We start from the raw sequence: 16,330 nt of genomic DNA, 5'->3' as shown, positions 1-16,330 counted from the left end.
TTTCGAGACGCCTTATCGTGCCTGCCGTCGACGCCGCCGGAATGACATCGCCCCCCTGGGGCATGGCTTCCCCCCCGGCCCGCGGCGTTCAACTCCTTTGGCAGGCAGCTTTCATGACCTCAACGACCACGACCGACGGCGGCGCGAAGGCCTGCAAGAACCGGCACTGTTCGGCGGATCCAGCGCGGGCAAACCGCCTTCCCTTGGCCGGCTTGCTCGCCTTGGCGATGGCGAGCTTCATCACCGTGCTCACCGAGGCGCTGCCGGCAGGCCTGCTGCCGCAAATGAGCACCGGTCTTGGCCTATCGGAGGCGCTGATCGGCCAGCTTGTCACGGTCTACGCCCTTGGCACCCTGGTCTCGGCCATCCCGCTGACCGCGGCAACACGGGGCTGGCGGCGGCGCCCGCTGCTCATCATCGCGATCGGCGGCTTCGCGATCGTGAATACGGTGACCGCGGTATCGACCAGCTATGCCCTGACCCTTGGCGCCAGGTTCCTTGCCGGCGTGTTCGCCGGGCTCCTGTGGGCGCTCGTCGCCGGTTATGCCGGCCGCATGGTGCCGGACCATCTCAAGGGCCGCGCCATCGCGGTTGCCATGGTCGGCATCCCGCTCGCCCTGTCGCTCGGCATTCCCGCCGGCACCTTCCTCGGCGCTGCCGTCGGCTGGCGCGTCACCTTCGGCATCATGAGCGGCCTCACCCTCATCCTGATCGGCTGGGTTCTCACCACGGTTCCCGACTTTCCCGGCCAGGCGGCGGACAAGCGCCTGCCGATCGGCAAGGTGTTCAGGTTGCCGGGCATCCGCCCGGTGCTGTTCGTCACGCTGGCCTTCGTGCTCGCGCACAACATTCTCTACACCTATATCGCGCCCTTCCTGGTTCCGGCCGGCCTCACCGACAGGGTCGACATCGTCCTGCTGATCTTCGGCGTCGCGGCACTGGCCGCCATCTGGATCGTCGGGATCCTGATCGACCGCTGGCTGCGCGAACTGGTGCTGGTCAGCACTGCCCTGTTCGCATTCGCCGCGCTGGCGCTTGGCCTCGGCGGCGCGGCTCCGGCCGCCCTCTATGTCGCTGTCGGTGTCTGGGGTCTTGGTTACGGCGGCGCGGCAACGCTGTTCCAGACGGCCTCCGCCAAGACCGCGGGCGACGCCGCCGATGTCGCGCAATCGATGATCGTCACCGTCTGGAACATCGCGATCGCCGGCGGCGGGCTGATCGGCGGCATCCTCTTGGAAACCCTGGGTGTCCGGTCATTCCCCTGGGCGCTCGTCGCCCTGCTGGCCGCGACACTGATGGTCGCGTGGTCGGCGAGGACTCACGGGTTTCCGGGCGAAGATCCCGGATGACGATCCGGTCAGGATAGACGGCCTCGGGGGCGAAGGCGCCTCCCCGATCGGCCTGCCATGCGGCTTCGCCTATCGCCTCCGCATGGCCTCCGCCAAAGCCGCTCCGAAGGCACCGGCTCCATCCTGCCCGGTCGGCGTCGGCGAACGCTTATGGCCGCCGGCGCGCGCCTTGGCTTCGGGTTGCCGGGCCGGGACCCCGCCGTCATCCTTTCGCATCGTCAGCGAAATTCGCTTGCGCGGCACGTCGACCTCGATGACCCGCACCTGAACCACGTCGCCTGCCTTGACGATATCGGACGGGTCCTTCACGAAACGGTCGGCGATCTGGGAGACGTGAACCAGGCCATCCTGGTGCACGCCGACATCCACGAAGGCACCGAAGGCCGCGACGTTGGTCACCGTCCCTTCCAACACCATGCCGGGCCTCAGATCGCCTATTTCGTTCACGCCATCAGCGAAGGTCGCCGTCTTGAAGCCCGGGCGCGGATCGCGTCCCGGTTTTTCGAGCTCGGCGATAATGTCCTTGACCGTCGGCAGGCCGAAAGACTCGTCCACGAACTTCCGCGGGTCGAGCCCTTTGAGCGCGGCCTTGTCGCCGATCAGGGAGCGCACGTCGCGACCGCAGGCTGCGACGATGCGCCGAACCACGGGATAGGCTTCCGGATGGACCGCCGAGGCATCCAGCGGCTCCGTGCCATCAGGCACCCTCAGGAAACCGGCGCAGAGCTGGAAGGTTTTCTCGCCGAGGCGGGGCACTTTCATGATCTGTTTGCGCGAGGCGAAGGGACCATTGGCGTCACGGTGGGCAACCACCGCTTCCGCGATATGGGCGCCGAGGCCTGAGACCCGGGCAAGCAGCGGCGCCGAGGCCGTGTTCAAATCGACGCCGACGGCGTTCACGGCATCCTCGACGACGGCGTCGAGCGTCTTGGCGAGGCGGTACTGGTCGACATCGTGCTGGTACTGGCCGACGCCGATCGACTTCGGGTCGATCTTCACGAGTTCGGCCAGCGGATCCTGAAGCCGCCTGGCGATCGACACCGCGCCCCGGAGCGATACGTCGACATCAGGCATCTCGGCCGATGCGACCGCCGATGCCGAGTAGATCGAGGCCCCGGCCTCGCTGACGACGACCTTGATCGGTCGCGGCTCCGGCATGTTGCCGATGACATCAGCCGTCAGCCTGTCGGTCTCCCGGCTCGCCGTGCCGTTGCCGATGGCGACGAGCTGGACGCCGTGCTTGGCGATCAGCGAGCGCAGCGTGTGGATCGCCCCGTGAACATCATTCCTCGGCTGGAACGGGTAAACGGTGGCGGTTTCGAGCAGGCGGCCGGTGCCGTCGACCACGGCGACCTTGACGCCCGTCCGTATGCCGGGATCCAGGCCCATGGTCGCCCGGGCTCCGGCGGGCGCTGCCAGCAGAAGGTCCTTGAGGTTGCGTGCAAAGACCTTGATGGCCTCCTCTTCGGCGCGCTCGCGCGCGTCGTTCATGAGTTCGCCGGTCAGCTGGTTGGACAGTTTCACGCGCCATGCCCACCGGGCAGCCGCTGCGAGAAATTCGCCCGCCTTGCCTGCCTGCACGACCCCGTTGGTTTCCGCGACGATCGCCTCGGATCGCTTCACCAGCGAAGGGTCGTCGGCATCGACCTCGAGGTCGACGGTGATGACGCCCTCGTTGCGTGCCCTGAGCATCGCCAGGACACGATGGCTCGGTGCCTTGGACCAGGCCTCCGAATGGTCGAAATAGTCGGAAAACTTCGCGCCTTCCGCCTCCTTGCCGGCGACAACCTTCGCCCGCAACACGCCGGTCCGTCGCATATGCTCGCGCAGCTGGCCGACGGTGACGGCGTTTTCGGCAAAGGTCTCGGCGACGATGTCGCGAGCCCCGTCGAGAGCCGCCTTCACGTCCGGGACCTTTTCTCCGAGATAGGCCGCCGCGATCACCGCCGGGTCCACGTCCCGGTCGGCGAGGATGCGTTCCGCCAGCGGCCCGAGACCGTTCTCGCGGGCAATTTCCGCCCGGGTGCGACGCTTCGGCCGGAACGGCAGGTAGAGGTCCTCGAGTTCCGCCTTCGTCGCCACCTTGAGGAATTTGGCCTCCAGGTCCGGTGTCAGCTTGCCCTGTTCGGAAACCGACTTGATGACCGCCTCGCGGCGCGTCTCGAGGTCGCGCAGATAGGTCAGCCGCTCATCGAGCGTGCGCAGCTGGATGTCGTCGAGACCGCCTGTCGCCTCCTTGCGGTAGCGCGCGATGAACGGGACCGTCGCACCGTCGTCGAGCAGCGCGATCGTCGCCATCACCTGCTCGGCGCGGCAGGCGATCTCGGCGGCGATGATGGCGGGGATGGCTTGGCGCGACATACGATTCTCCTAAAACTTCGTCCCCCGGTGATGCCATGGCCGACAGGGCTGAGCCAATGGCCCGACCCGGCGGCCCCCTGGGCGCTGTGCGCTCCTGCGTCACCACGGCTGTGTCCGAAAGCCGGGGATCGAGTGCCCGGCCAGGGCATGGCGTCAGCTCGTTCAAGTGATGAGACGGCCTTGGCTGGGTCGCTAGGATTCGAACCTAGATAGCGGGTACCAAAAACCCGAGTCCTACCATTAGACGACGACCCAGTGGGCGAAGCAGGCTTCGCGGCGCGGACCATAGCGATGCCGGATCGATCGTTCAACGGCCTCTTGCGATTGTCTGTGGGCGAAGCGCGGCCAGGCCGCGGCGTGACCGGCGCAAAGACGGCAAATGTCGGAAATCCGACAGTCTTTCCCGGCTGTTCGAAAGGGTGGACGGCGCTCCCGAACCTGCACTAGCTTCCCAAGCGACAAGGCGCTGAAAACAGCGCTGCAAATGCCGTGGAGATACGCTCATGTTGGGCCTGATGCAGGACTGGCCGCTTCTGATCCATAAGGTCATCGACCATGCCGGGCGCTACCACGCGGGCCGCAAGGTCATTTCCCGCTCGGTCGAGGGGCCGATCGTCGAGACCACTTACGCCGACATCCGCACCAATGCGCTGAGGGTCGCCAAGCGCCTGACCAAGGACGGCGTCAAGCTCGGCGACCGCATCGGCACGGTCGCCTGGAACACCTGGCGGCACCTGGAAGCCTGGTATGGCATCACCGGCATCGGCGCGGTCTATCACACGCTCAACCCGCGGCTGTTCCCGGAACAGATCGCCTGGATCGCCAATCATGCCGGCGACCGCATGATCATGACCGACCTGACCTTCGTACCGCTGCTGGAGAAGCTGCAGGAGCACCTGCCGCTGGTCGAAAAATTCATCGTGCTGACCGATGCCGAGCACATGCCGCAGACCACGCTGCGCAATGCCGTGGCTTATGAGAGCTGGATCAGCGAGGTCGATGCCGATTTCACCTGGGCCGCGTTCGACGAGAACACCGCCGCCGGCATGTGCTACACCTCGGGCACCACGGGAAACCCCAAGGGGGTGGTCTATTCCCATCGGTCCAACGTGCTGCACTCGATGTGCGTCAACAATGCCGACATGTTCGGGCTCGCCTCGCGCGACGTGATGATGCCGGTCGTGCCGATGTTCCACGCCAATGGCTGGTCGCTCGCCTTCACCGCGCCGATGTCGGGCACCACCATGGTCATGCCCGGCCCGAAGATGGACGGCGCCAGCATCTACGAATTGCTCGACACCTATAAGGTAAGCCATTCCGCTGCGGTGCCGACGGTGTGGCTGATGCTGCTGCAGCAGCTCGAAGCCAATGACCAGAAGCTGCCGCACCTGAAGAAGGTGGTCATCGGCGGCTCGGCCTGTCCGCGCGCGGTGACCGAGAAGTTCCGCGACGTCTATGACGTCGAGGTGCTGCATGCCTGGGGCATGACCGAGATGAGCCCGCTCGGCACGGTCTGTTCGCTGAAACCCGAATACCAGGGGCTGACCGGCGACGCCTGGCTCGACGTCAAGGAGACAACCGGACATCCGCCGTTCGGCGTCGAGATGAAGATCGTCGACGACAGCGGCAAGGAACTCGCCCGCGACGGCCATGTCTTCGGCCGCCTCGTTGTCCGCGGCCCCGCGGTCGCGCGCGAATATTACCGTGGCGAGGGTGGCACCATCCTCGACGAGAACGGCTTCTTCGACACCGGCGACGTCTCGACCATCGACCCCTACGGCTATATGCGCATCGTCGACCGGTCGAAGGACGTGATCAAATCGGGCGGCGAATGGATCTCCTCGATCGACATCGAAAACATCGCGGTCGGCCACCCCGACGTCGCGGAAGCCGCGGTGATCGGCATCGTCCATCCGAAATGGGACGAGCGGCCGCTCCTGGTGATCGTGCCGAAAGCCGGCCGGTCGCCGACCCGCGATAGCCTGCTCGCCTATATGGAAGGCAAGATCGCCAAATGGTGGCTGCCCGATGACGTCGTGCTGGTCGACGAGATCCCGCACACCGCCACCGGGAAGATCCAGAAGACGACGCTGCGCGACCGGTTCAAGGACTACAGGCTGCCGACGGCCTGATCGAACGATCGGATCGCACGATCGGATCGAAACTTGCAGCTTCCCCCAGTGGCCGCCCGGCAATGGCTCTTATATGATCGCCCCCAGCGTGTAGCCGGAGAATGACATGACGGATGCCGTGCAAGGTCCCTGGGGTCAGCGGTCGACCGCCGGCGCCGTGGCCGCCGCCGAGACGGCGGCCTCCGGCCGTGTACCGATCATGCCCCGCGCACCGGGATCGCAAAGCGGCGAGCCGGTCCGGATCGGCTTCTCCGGCCTTGCCGGCGAACTGTTCGGCCTGCTGGTCAAGGGCTTCTTCCTGCAGCTGATCACGCTCGGCATCTACCGGTTCTGGCTGACCACCGATATCAGGCGTTTCTACTGGTCGCACACATCAGTCGGTACCGAGGCCTTCGCCTATACCGGCACCGGCATGCAATTGCTCAAAGGCTTCCTGTTCGCGCTCGCCATCCTGGTGCCGCTGCAGGCGGCCGGCTTCTTCCTGGCGCTCGGACTGCCCCAGGCCCAATGGGTGGTGTCGATCGGCCTGACCTTCATCCTGCTGTTCCTCGGCCAATATGCCGTCTACGCCAGCCGGCGCTATCGCCTGACCCGCAGCTCCTGGCGCGGTTTGAGGCTGCGCATGACCGGTTCGGCCTGGCGCTATGCCGCCAAGGGCTTCGGCTTGTTCGTGCTGGTCATTCTCAGCCTCGGCATCGCCTATCCCTGGGCCGCCGCTGTGCTCGAGCGGATCAAGATGCGCGAGACCTTCTATGGCGATGCACCAGGCGACTTCACGGGAACGCCTGGCGAATTGCTGCGCGGCCTCGCGGTGGTCTGGGCGATCGGCTTTGGACTGCCGCTCATCCTGATCGGCGCGACCGTCGCCTCGATCCCCTGGGATATCTGGGCCAATGTGCTCCGCGGTGTCCTTGCCGACCAATATATCCCCACCGGGTCGGAAGGCCTGGCGATCGGGGCGGTGATCACCGCCCTGTCCTCGTCGATCTTCATCCCGATCCTCCTGTACCCTGCCTTCCAGGCGGTCACTTTCCGCTGGCGAATGAACGGCACGCGCATCGGCGGCGCCGCGCTCGTGTCGGATTTCAGGATCGGCAGTGCCTACCGGGTCTATGCGCTCGGAGCGCTGGCGATGGCCGGACTTGGCATCGTTGCATCGATCTTCGTCGGCGTGGCCGCGGGTGGCCTGTTCTTCGCCAGCATGGCCGGCGGTGGTGGCCGGGCCGGCGGCGTCCTCATCCTAGTCCTGATCGTGTTTGGCTATCTCATCCTGCTCGGCGGCTTCTGGATCGCCAAGCAGTTGCTCATCGGCCTGCCGCTCTACCGGGCCAAGATGGCCTCGCTGTCGGTCACTAACCTGGCGTCCCTCGACAGCGTCCGTGCGCGCAATGTCGAGGCGTCGGCGATGGGTGAAGGCCTTGGCGACGCCGTCGATTTCGGCATTGGGCTCTGACCCATGCCAAGTGTGGCCGCAACCTATTACGATGGTCTGACGGCGAAACGGCATGCCGTCGAGGTCTCGCTGCATCCCGACGGGCTCGCCATCTTTTCCGCCGAGGGCCGGCTCGTGTCGAGCTGGCCCTATCAGTCGATCCGGCGGATCGAGGGCCATGCCGGCGCCGGCCTCGCGGTGACCTTGCTGCCGCAGCCCGGCTCGACGGCCGAGCCGCTGCTCGAAATTCCCGACATGGCCTTCGCCGCGGACCTTGCCGGGCGTGCGCCCTTGACCCTGACCAAGGGTCTGCGCGAGCGGCGCGAACGCCGCGCCGTGGTGTTCTGGGCGATCGCCGCGATCATTTCGCTGCTGGGCCTTGCCTTTTACGGCCTGCCGGCGATCGCCGGCCGGCTCGCGCCGCTGGTGCCGGCGGCGGCCGAAATTCGCCTCGGCGCGGCCATGGACCCGGAGATCCGCAAGACCTTCGGCGGTGACAACGGCATCCGCACCTGCATCGGCGCGGAAGGCCAGCAGGCACTGGCCAACCTGGTCGGACGGTTCGAGGAGGCCGCCGGCCTGCACGTGCCGCTCAAGGTGGTCGTCCTGAACCATCGGCTGGTCAATGCCTTCGCGCTGCCCGGCGGCTATGTCTACATGTTCAACGGCCTGCTGCAGAAGGCCCGCTCGCCCGACGAGTTCGCCGGCGTGCTGGCCCACGAAATCGGCCATGTGAAGCTGCGCCACGGCCTGCGCTCGGTGATCCAGGCCGGCGGCCTCGGTTTTCTGCTCGGCACGGTGTTCGGCGATTTCGCCGGCGGCACCGCCATCATCCTCGCCTCGCGTTCGCTGATGCAGAGCGCTTTTTCACGCGATTCGGAGCGGCAGGCCGATCATTTCGCCGTCGACCTCATGCTGAAAGCCGGCGGCGATCCGCTGGGGCTCGCCCGCTTCTTCATCAATGCCGGGGTCGCCGATCCCGGCGGCCTGTCCTGGATCGCCAGCCACCCGGCCAATGCCGAGCGCGAACAGGCGATCCGCGATGCCCTGACGGGCGCGGCCGCCAGCAGGCCCGCCCTGACGCCGGAACAATGGACAGCCTTGCGGGCGATCTGCCAGAAGACAGATTAGTCACTCGGATCGGACAGCATGCGCCGCCGCGCCTTTGTCGAGCCTACCTCGCGCCTCGCCGTCTGGAGCCTGCGCTTCGTCGTCCTGGGTCTGGCGGTCGCCGTGGTGGCCGTGCTGGCCGCGCGATCGGACTGGCTCGACGGGGGCCAGGCCGTGGTGGCGCTCGGCGCCGGCCTCGGCATCGTCGCCCTTGGCGTCGCCTCGGCGCTGATCGCGGGCACCGCCATCTGGTTTTCGGGCTATCGCGGCGGCCGTTATGCCGCCTTCGCCGTGGTGCTGGGCGCGGCGCTGCTGGCCTATCCGGCCGTGCTCGGCGTCATCGGGCTGCGCCAGCCCGCCATCAACGACATCACCACCGATCCGGAGAACCCGCCGGCCTTCGACATCGTCGCCTCGGCCCGGCCGCCCGGCGCCAATCCCTCGGCCTATCAGCCGGCGCTGGCGGCGCAGCAGCGCGAACTCTATCCGGAGATCCGTCCGCTCGACGTCGATCTCGCGCCAGACGAGGTCAACGAATTGCTGTCCGACCTGGTCGACGGCCAGAAATGGCGCGTCCTCGACCAGGTCGACTATCGCGGCGCGGCACGTGACGGACGGATCGAGATGGTCACCCGCTCGCTGATCATGGGCTTTCGCGACGACATCGTCATTCGCGTCCGCACCGTCAACGGCCGGGCCAGGATCGACATGCGCTCGGCCGCGCGCTACGGGCGGCAGGATTTCGGGGTCAATGCGCGCCGCGTCGTCGCGGCGCTCGACGAGATGCGCGCCGCCGCCCGGCGCGTCCAGAGATAACAAGGGATCGAGACGACCATGACGCTCAAGGCTGCGACCGTGCCGCTGCATGAGGATGAAGTGATCGAGGGCATCCGGCGCTGGGTCGTCACCGAGAGCCCGAGCCATGACGCCGGCGGGGTCGAAGCGGTGCTGGACGAGGTCGAGAAAGACTTCGAGGGCCTGCCTGTCACCATCGACCGCCGCGTCGGGACCGGCGGTTATGCCGGCGTGCTGAAAGTCTCCAGTGCCGAACCGTCGAACGAGAAGCCGATCCTGGTGCTGACCCATGTCGACACCGTGCATCCCAAGGGCACGCTGACCGGCCGCCTGCCGTTCCGGCGCGAGGGCGACAAGCTCTACGGCCCCGGCCTCTACGACATGAAGGGCGGGGCCTATCTGGCCGTCGCCGGCTACCGCGCGCTGATCCGCGCCGGTGTCGCGACCGCCCGTCCGATCACCTTCCTGTTCACCCCGGACGAGGAGGTCGGCAGCCCGACCTCGCGCGGCATCATCGAGGAAGAAGCGCGCAAGGCGGCCTATGTGCTGGTCACCGAGCCTGCCCGCGACGGCGGCCGGATCGTCACCGCCCGCAAGGGCGTCGCCCGTTTCGTCCTGACCACCCATGGCCGGCCGGCCCATGCCGGCGCACGGCATCAGGACGGCCGCAGCGCTATCAGAGAAATGGCCCATCAGATCCTGGCGGTCGAGGGCATGACCAATTATGCCCGCGGCATCACCACCACCGTCGGCCTGATCAAAGGCGGCTCGGCCGCCAATGTCACGCCCGAGACCTGCACGGCGGAGATCGACCTGCGCGTACCGGACCCGGAAATCGGCGCCGAAATGGTCGCCCGCATCCGCGGCCTTGCCGCGGTGACACCTGATGTCACCGTCCACGTCGAGGGCGACCTCAACCGGCCGCCTTACCCGAAGACCGCGCTGATCACCGAGATGCTGGCGCGCGCCCAAGGGGTTGCCCGCTCGATCGGCTTCGACCTCGAGGATTGCCCGATGACCGGCGGCGGCTCGGACGGCAATTTCACCGCCGCGCTCGGCGTGCCGACCCTGGACGGCCTCGGTATCGACGGGGCCGGCGCCCATACGCTGGACGAACATGGGCTGGTGTCGTCGATCGTGCCGCGCGCCCGCCTGCTTGCCGGGCTGATGGAAACGCTCCGCTAACCCGGTTGGCGCTAATTTGCCCTCGGGGATCACCATCATCCGGGGGCAAGACATGGCGGAGTTCTGCAGCAATTGCCGGCTGTTCCATGAATCGCGCAGCGCCAATGCCGGCCTCTGCCGGGCGCATCCGCCGCGCGCCCAGGCCGATGGCAGTGCGATCTGGCCGAGCGTCAACCGCAACGACTGGTGCGGCGAATACCGGCAGATCCCGCCGCCGGAAAATCCCGGCCTGCGCAAGATGGTGATCTGAGCAAAGAGGCAGGTCGGCGGACGGCCGGATCGCGCGTGACGACAGCGCAGCCGGAACCCGGTCGCTTCTGTTCGCCCAATCTGAGGTGAAGTTCTGTTCTGCGAGCGGCCCGACCAGTCAATCCCTCGGGATCGCTGGTCGGAGTGGCAGGATTTGAACCTGCGACCCCCACGTCCCGAACGTGGTGCGCTACCAGACTGCGCTACACTCCGCCTCGCGAACAGGCTGGGTGTATAGCGACGCCCGAAGAGGGACGCAACCCCATCCGACACGCTTCCCACACTCTCGACGGCAGGGCCCCTGCTCCGCTAAATCTGATCCATGAGTTCGACCCGCTTCGACGCCATAGCCTTCGCCGGCGGCGGCAACCGCTGCTACTGGCAAGGTGGCTTCTGGGAAGCCTTCAACGCGGTGCACCCGCAAGATCCCGGCATGGTTGTCGGGGTCTCGGCCGGCGCATTCCAGGCCTGCTTCTCGCTGATCGGCGAGGGCGAGCGGGTACGCCGCATCGTCCTGGAGGCCTGCGCCACGATCGAAAAGGAAGTGGTCTGGAGCGAACTGGCCAAGGGGCGCTCGCCGTTCATCGTCGGTAGCCTCTACCGCGACCTCTTGACCCAGACCTTCGGCGCGCTCGAACTGGCGGCGCTGAAAGCGGCGCCGGAAATCCTGATCCAGGTCACCCATCCGCCGCGCCTGATGCCGTCGATCGTCGCCGCCTATGCCGCGATCGGCGCCTATCAGGTCGAGAAGGCGTTGACCGGCGCGGCCTATTCGAAGGCTGGCCGGCATGTCGGCCTGACCCCCACCTGGATTTCCACCCATGCGGTCGAAACGCCCGAGGAACTCATCGAGGCCCTGATGGGCACGGCCTCGGTGCCGCCCTTCATGCCGATCGGCCAGGTCAATGGCCGGCCGGCGCTGGATGGCGGGCTGGTCGACAACCCGCCGGTCGAGAAGATCGGCACGGTGGAGCGGCATGGTGGCCGCACGCTGGTCTTGACGACGCGTGCCGGCAAGCCGCTTCCCGAGGCCGCCGGACGCACCGTGGTCAGGCCGAGCGTGCCGATCATCACCAGCCGTTTCGCGGTGACCGACGCCGAGGCGATCAAAGGGGCTTATGAACTCGGCCTGCGCGACGGCGAGGCCTTTGCCGCGTCGTTCCGCTGAGCCGGCCCGCGGCCGTGTCAGGCGGTGGGTTCAGGCTTTCGGCAAGCCGTCGAGCCAGCCGCCGAGCTCCATGATCGAGGCCAGCACGATATCGGCATGGTCGGCAAAGCCTTCCGGCACCAGCGGCCCGGAGGTGACGCCGACCGCGACGATGCCGGCGGCGCGGGCCGCATGCATGTCGTGCAGGCTGTCGCCGACCAGCGCGACCTCGTGCGGTTTCATCTGATAGGCATCGAGGAAAGCGGTGATCTGGCCGGCCCCCGGCTTGCGGCCATGGCCGGAATCCCAGCCGACGATATAGTCGAAATGGTGGTCGATCTTCAGTGCCGCGGTCTGGTGGCGGGCGCCGTTCTCCGAATCATTGGTGACCACGCCCAGCACATAGCCGCGGGCCTTCATGTCATCCATGACCGCCACGGGATCGCCGATCGGCGCCAGCGCCACGATGCCCTCCTGGATGAACAGGCGGTCCATCTCATTGGTCACGGCTGAGGAGAAGGGCACGCCGATCGCCTCGGCCCAAAGCGGGCCGTAGTCGCCGGAGGAACCGGCGACCAGCGGCGAGGTCGGGCGGAAGCGCAGCAGCGCCTCGTCGTAATGGCTCACCGCCATCAGCCGTTCGATCTTGGCGCGGTCGCCGCCGGCCATCTGGCTCATCACGCGAAACGCCGCCGGACCCCAGGTCTTGTCGAAATCGACGAAGGTGCCGTCTTTGTCGAATAGAATGGCGCGCAGGGTCATCACGTCTCTCGGGGCTTCGAAGGCAAAGATCGCAGGCCCTAGCTGCGCCGTGTGACATGACTGCGACCGGGCGTCCAGACGGGTCTCTTGCGCCATCCGGACTTGCCACCGGCGGCCTCGGGGCTTAAGCCCCGCGTCAAAGACGGAGCGGCGGCCATGCGCTACATCTCGACCCGGGGCGAAGCCCCGATCCTGAACTTTCCCGACGCCCTGCTGGCGGGCCTGGCGCGCGACGGCGGGCTTTATGTGCCGGAAACCTGGCCGGTGCTGTCGCCCGAGGCGATCGCCGAGCTCTCCGGCAAGCCTTACGCCGAGGTCGCCAAGATCGTGCTGGCGCCCTTCGTCGACGGCGCGATCGAGACCCAGGCCTTCCATACAATGATCGACGAGGCCTATGCGACGTTCCGCCATCCGGCGGTGACACCGCTGGTGCAATTGTCCTCGTCGGAATGGGTGCTGGAACTGTTCCACGGGCCGACGCTCGCCTTCAAGGACTGCGCCATGCAGCTCCTCGGCCGGCTGATGGACCATGTGCTGAAGGCCCGCGGCCAGCGCGCCACCATTGTCGGGGCGACCTCGGGCGATACCGGCGGCGCCGCGGTGGAGGCCTTCAAGGGGCTGGACCAGGTCGATGTGGTCATCCTGTTCCCGGACGGCCGCGTCTCCGACGTGCAGCGGCGGATGATGACCACGGTCGACGCGCCGAACGTCCATGCTCTGGCGATCGACGGCACTTTCGACGATTGCCAGGCGATCGTGAAAGGCATGTTCAACAACCACCGCTTCCGCGACGAGGTGAAGCTGTCGGGCGTCAATTCGATCAACTGGGCGCGCATCGTCGCCCAGGTGGTCTATTATTTCGTCGCGGGCGCGGCCCTCGGCGCGCCACGCGGCGCGGCGCGTTTCGTGGTGCCGACCGGCAATTTCGGCGACGTTTTCGCCGGCTACGTCGCCAAGCGCATGGGCCTGCCGATCAGCGAGCTGGTGGTCGCCACCAATGTCAACGACATCCTGGAGCGGACCATCCGCACCGGCCGCTATGAGGTGACCGGCGTGGTCGCCACCTCGTCGCCGTCGATGGATATCCAGGTCTCCTCCAATTTCGAGCGGCTGTTGTTCGATGCCCACGGCCGGGATGCCGCGACCGTGCGCCGGCTGATGGCTGGCCTTGCCCAGTCGAAGAGCTTCGGCATCGACAATGACGCGCTGGCCACCATCCGCGCCGAATTCTCGGCGGCGCGCGCCGACGAGACCGAGGTGCCGGCGACGATCAAGACCGTGCTCGCCGAGGCGGGCTATCTGATCGACCCGCACACCGCGGTTGCCGTCGCTTCGGCACGCAAGACCGCCCATGATCCGGCCATCCCGACCGTCGTGCTGTCGACCGCCCATCCGGCCAAGTTCCCCGATGCGGTGGAGGCGGCCTGCGGCGTCCGCCCGGCGCTGCCGGCCTGGCTCGGCAACCTGATGGAACGGCAGGAGCGGATGACCGTGCTGCCGGCCGACCAGGCGGCGGTCGAGAGCTATGTCCGCGACAAGACGCGGGTCACCGCCGCCAAGGCGAGCGGCTGAGCCGCCGCTGCCTAAATCTTGGTGTGAACAACTCCCATTTTCTGCATACGCCCGGCCCTCCCTTTCTGCTGCAATACGACGGCTGAAGCTGGGGAATGGGCATGCGAGCGCCAACGTGCGGGCAAGCACGCGGTTTTTTTGTTGCGGTCACGGTGCTGCTGGCAACCGCCGGCAGCGCCGATGCGCAGATCGTTCTGCCGGAAATTTCGGTGACGGATGCGCGTGGGCCAGCGGGAGCGGCGCCCTCGTCGGAACTTCAGGCGCCGGGTTCGGCCTCCGAAGGCGTCGTGACCGGTGTCGAGGCCAATGACCGCCCGGTAACCCGGCCGGCCGAGGTGCTGGAGGCGGTGCCCGGCCTGATCGTCACGCAGCACAGCGGCGAAGGCAAAGCCAACCAATATTTCCTGCGCGGCTTCAACCTCGACCATGGCACCGATATCGCCATCCATCTCGACGGCATGCCGATCAACATGCGCAGCCACGGTCACGGCCAGGGTTATGCCGATCTCAATTTCATGATCCCGGAGCTGCTTGGCGGCGTCTGGTATCGCAAGGGTCCTTATTTCGCCGAAGAAGGCGATTTCTCCTCCGCCGGCTCGGTGCGGCTGAACTATGTCGACCGGCTCGACAAGGCGCTGATCCAGACCACGCTCGGCAGTTTCGGTTACTGGCGCTCGCTCGCCGCGGCCTCCCGGCCGGTCGGCGACGGACACATCATCGGCGCCGCCGAGATGACCTTCTATAACGGCCCCTGGGATGTCGCCGATGCCTTGCGCAAATTCTCGGGCTTCCTGCGCTACAGCCAGGGCACCGACCGCGACGGCTTCGCGCTGACCGCCATGGCCTATCAGAACAACTGGACCTCGACCGATCAGGTGCCGCTGCGCGCGGTCCAGGCGGGCCTGATCAACCGCTACGGTTCGCTCGACCCGACCGATGGCGGCAATGCCAGCCGGTTCAGCCTGTCCGGTCGCTGGAGCCGGCTCGACGAGGCGAGCGCCTCGCGCATCGAATTCTACGGCATCCGTTCCTCGCTCAACCTCTGGAACAATTTCACCTATTTTCTCGACAATCCGGTCAATGGCGACCAGTTCCGCCAGACCGACCAGCGGACCCTGTTCGGTTTCAACGCCAGCCACAGCTTTTTCGGCCGGCTCGCCGGCTTGCCGATGGAGACCAAGATTGGCGCCCAGGGCCGTCATGACGATATCCGCGTCGGCCTGAGCCGGACCGAAGCGCGCGCGCCTCTGTCGGTGGTGCGCGACGACCGCGTGCGGGAATCAAGCCTTTCCGCCTTCATCGAAAACACCGTGCGCTGGACCCCCTGGCTGCGCACCACGCTCGGACTGCGCACCGACTGGTATGCCGCCTCGGTTGCCAGCGACATCGCGGTCAATTCCGGGGCGACGCAAGCCGCCGTGACCAGCCCGAAATTCGGCCTGGTGCTCGGTCCTTTCGCGCGTACCGAATTGTTCTTCAATGCCGGCCACGGCTTCCATTCGAACGACGCCCGCGGCACCACCATCCGCGTCGATCCCAATGACAGGGTCACGCCGGTCGACCGGGTACCCCTGCTGGTCAAGTCGAGAGGCGCCGAGGTTGGCCTGCGCACCCGCCCGATCGACGGGCTGGAGACGACGCTCGCCGTCTTCGTGCTGGATTTCGCCTCGGAGAACCTGTTTGTCGGCGATGCCGGTACCACCGAAGCGAGCCGGCCGAGCCGGCGCGTCGGCCTCGAATGGACCAATCACTGGAAGGCCACGCCCTGGCTCTCCCTCGATATCGATGTCGCCTATACCCGGACGCGCTTCACCAATGTCGACCCGGCCGGCCGCTATGTGCCGGGCGCGCCGGCGCTGGTCGCCTCCGCCGGCTTCACCCTTGGCCATGCGACCGGCTGGTTCGGCGGGGCACGGCTACGCTATTTCGGGCCGCGTCCCCTGATCGAGGACAACAGCGCGCGCTCGCCTTCGACCGCGCTGGTCAATGCCCGCATCGGCTACCGTTTCGACAATGGCATCCGGGTCCAGCTCGACGCCCTGAACCTGCTGAACACGCCGGCGAGCCAGATCGACTATTTCTACACTTCACGGCTGCCCGGCGAGCCGGCGACCGGCGTCGCCGACCGGCACCTCCATCCGGTCGAGCCGCGCGCCTTGAGGCTGACCGTGGCGGGGCAGTTTTGAGTGGCGAGTAGCGCGTAAACCCTCGCCCGCTTGCGGGAGAGGGTTCACGC

Annotated in this window: 12 protein-coding genes and 2 tRNA genes; 10 read left to right on the top strand and 4 right to left on the bottom strand. The window is 67.0% G+C overall.

The genetic code is table 11. The annotated features are described in order from the left end of the window. Positions 1-113 precede the first annotated feature (113 nt). On the top strand, positions 114-1,349 hold the full coding sequence (locus E8M01_RS19615) for an MFS transporter (RefSeq protein ID WP_136961670.1): 1,236 nt from the start codon (positions 114-116) through the stop codon (positions 1,347-1,349). A gap of 69 nt (positions 1,350-1,418) precedes the next feature. On the opposite strand, the gene E8M01_RS19610 is transcribed toward E8M01_RS19615, so the two are convergent. Both E8M01_RS19610 and E8M01_RS19605 read right to left on the bottom strand, forming a co-directional pair. Continuing rightward, positions 1,419-3,710: a Tex family protein gene (locus E8M01_RS19610; RefSeq protein ID WP_136961669.1), complete on the bottom strand. Its 2,292-nt coding sequence runs from the start codon at positions 3,708-3,710 to the stop codon at positions 1,419-1,421. A gap of 181 nt (positions 3,711-3,891) precedes the next feature. Then, a tRNA-Gln gene (locus E8M01_RS19605) sits at positions 3,892-3,965 on the bottom strand. 248 nt (positions 3,966-4,213) lie between these two features. Between E8M01_RS19605 and E8M01_RS19600 the strand changes: the two genes are divergently transcribed. The 6 genes from E8M01_RS19600 (at position 4,214) to E8M01_RS19575 (ending at position 10,614) form a co-directional block, all read left to right on the top strand. Next, positions 4,214-5,842 (top strand): long-chain-fatty-acid--CoA ligase, encoded by a 1,629-nt coding sequence (locus E8M01_RS19600; RefSeq protein WP_136961668.1) that lies wholly within the window; start codon positions 4,214-4,216, stop codon positions 5,840-5,842. A gap of 106 nt (positions 5,843-5,948) precedes the next feature. Beyond that, positions 5,949-7,295, top strand: coding sequence for a DUF898 family protein (locus E8M01_RS19595; protein WP_136961667.1), 1,347 nt, complete (start codon positions 5,949-5,951; stop codon positions 7,293-7,295). 3 nt (positions 7,296-7,298) lie between these two features. Continuing rightward, positions 7,299-8,405, top strand: coding sequence for a M48 family metallopeptidase (locus E8M01_RS19590; protein WP_136961666.1), 1,107 nt, complete (start codon positions 7,299-7,301; stop codon positions 8,403-8,405). Between the two features lie 18 nt (positions 8,406-8,423). Next, the gene (locus tag E8M01_RS19585) at positions 8,424-9,200 is read left to right on the top strand and encodes a DUF1499 domain-containing protein (protein WP_136961665.1); all 777 of its coding nucleotides are present in this window, start codon (positions 8,424-8,426) and stop codon (positions 9,198-9,200) included. Between the two features lie 18 nt (positions 9,201-9,218). After that, the gene (locus tag E8M01_RS19580) at positions 9,219-10,364 is read left to right on the top strand and encodes a M20 family metallopeptidase (protein ID WP_136961664.1); all 1,146 of its coding nucleotides are present in this window, start codon (positions 9,219-9,221) and stop codon (positions 10,362-10,364) included. Positions 10,365-10,416: 52 nt separating this feature from the next. Beyond that, positions 10,417-10,614, top strand: a complete 198-nt coding sequence (locus E8M01_RS19575; RefSeq protein WP_136961663.1) for a hypothetical protein — start codon at positions 10,417-10,419, stop codon at positions 10,612-10,614. A 135-nt stretch (positions 10,615-10,749) separates the two neighbouring features. Here the strand turns inward: E8M01_RS19575 and E8M01_RS19570 are convergent. Then, positions 10,750-10,826: transfer RNA gene (locus tag E8M01_RS19570), tRNA-Pro, on the bottom strand. A 109-nt stretch (positions 10,827-10,935) separates the two neighbouring features. Between E8M01_RS19570 and E8M01_RS19565 the strand changes: the two genes are divergently transcribed. Further along, positions 10,936-11,781: a patatin-like phospholipase family protein gene (locus E8M01_RS19565; protein WP_136961662.1), complete on the top strand. Its 846-nt coding sequence runs from the start codon at positions 10,936-10,938 to the stop codon at positions 11,779-11,781. Positions 11,782-11,811: 30 nt separating this feature from the next. Here E8M01_RS19565 and E8M01_RS19560 read toward each other — a convergent pair whose 3' ends face one another. Beyond that, entirely contained in the window at positions 11,812-12,522 is a 711-nt protein-coding gene (locus E8M01_RS19560; RefSeq protein ID WP_136961661.1) for an HAD family hydrolase, read from the bottom strand. Positions 12,523-12,678: 156 nt separating this feature from the next. Between E8M01_RS19560 and thrC the strand changes: the two genes are divergently transcribed. Continuing rightward, positions 12,679-14,094 carry a threonine synthase gene (gene thrC, locus E8M01_RS19555; protein ID WP_136961660.1) on the top strand — a complete coding sequence of 472 codons (1,416 nt, stop codon included), beginning with the start codon at positions 12,679-12,681 and terminating at the stop codon, positions 14,092-14,094. Between the two features lie 101 nt (positions 14,095-14,195). Beyond that, positions 14,196-16,280: a TonB-dependent receptor gene (locus E8M01_RS19550; protein ID WP_246088363.1), complete on the top strand. Its 2,085-nt coding sequence runs from the start codon at positions 14,196-14,198 to the stop codon at positions 16,278-16,280. Positions 16,281-16,330: the final 50 nt, after the last annotated feature.

This window comes from Phreatobacter stygius (assembly GCF_005144885.1).
Taxonomy (GTDB): domain Bacteria; phylum Pseudomonadota; class Alphaproteobacteria; order Rhizobiales; family Phreatobacteraceae; genus Phreatobacter; species Phreatobacter stygius.
Note: the sequence above shows the minus strand (reverse complement) of the source record. Positions and strands in the feature narration are given on the sequence as shown.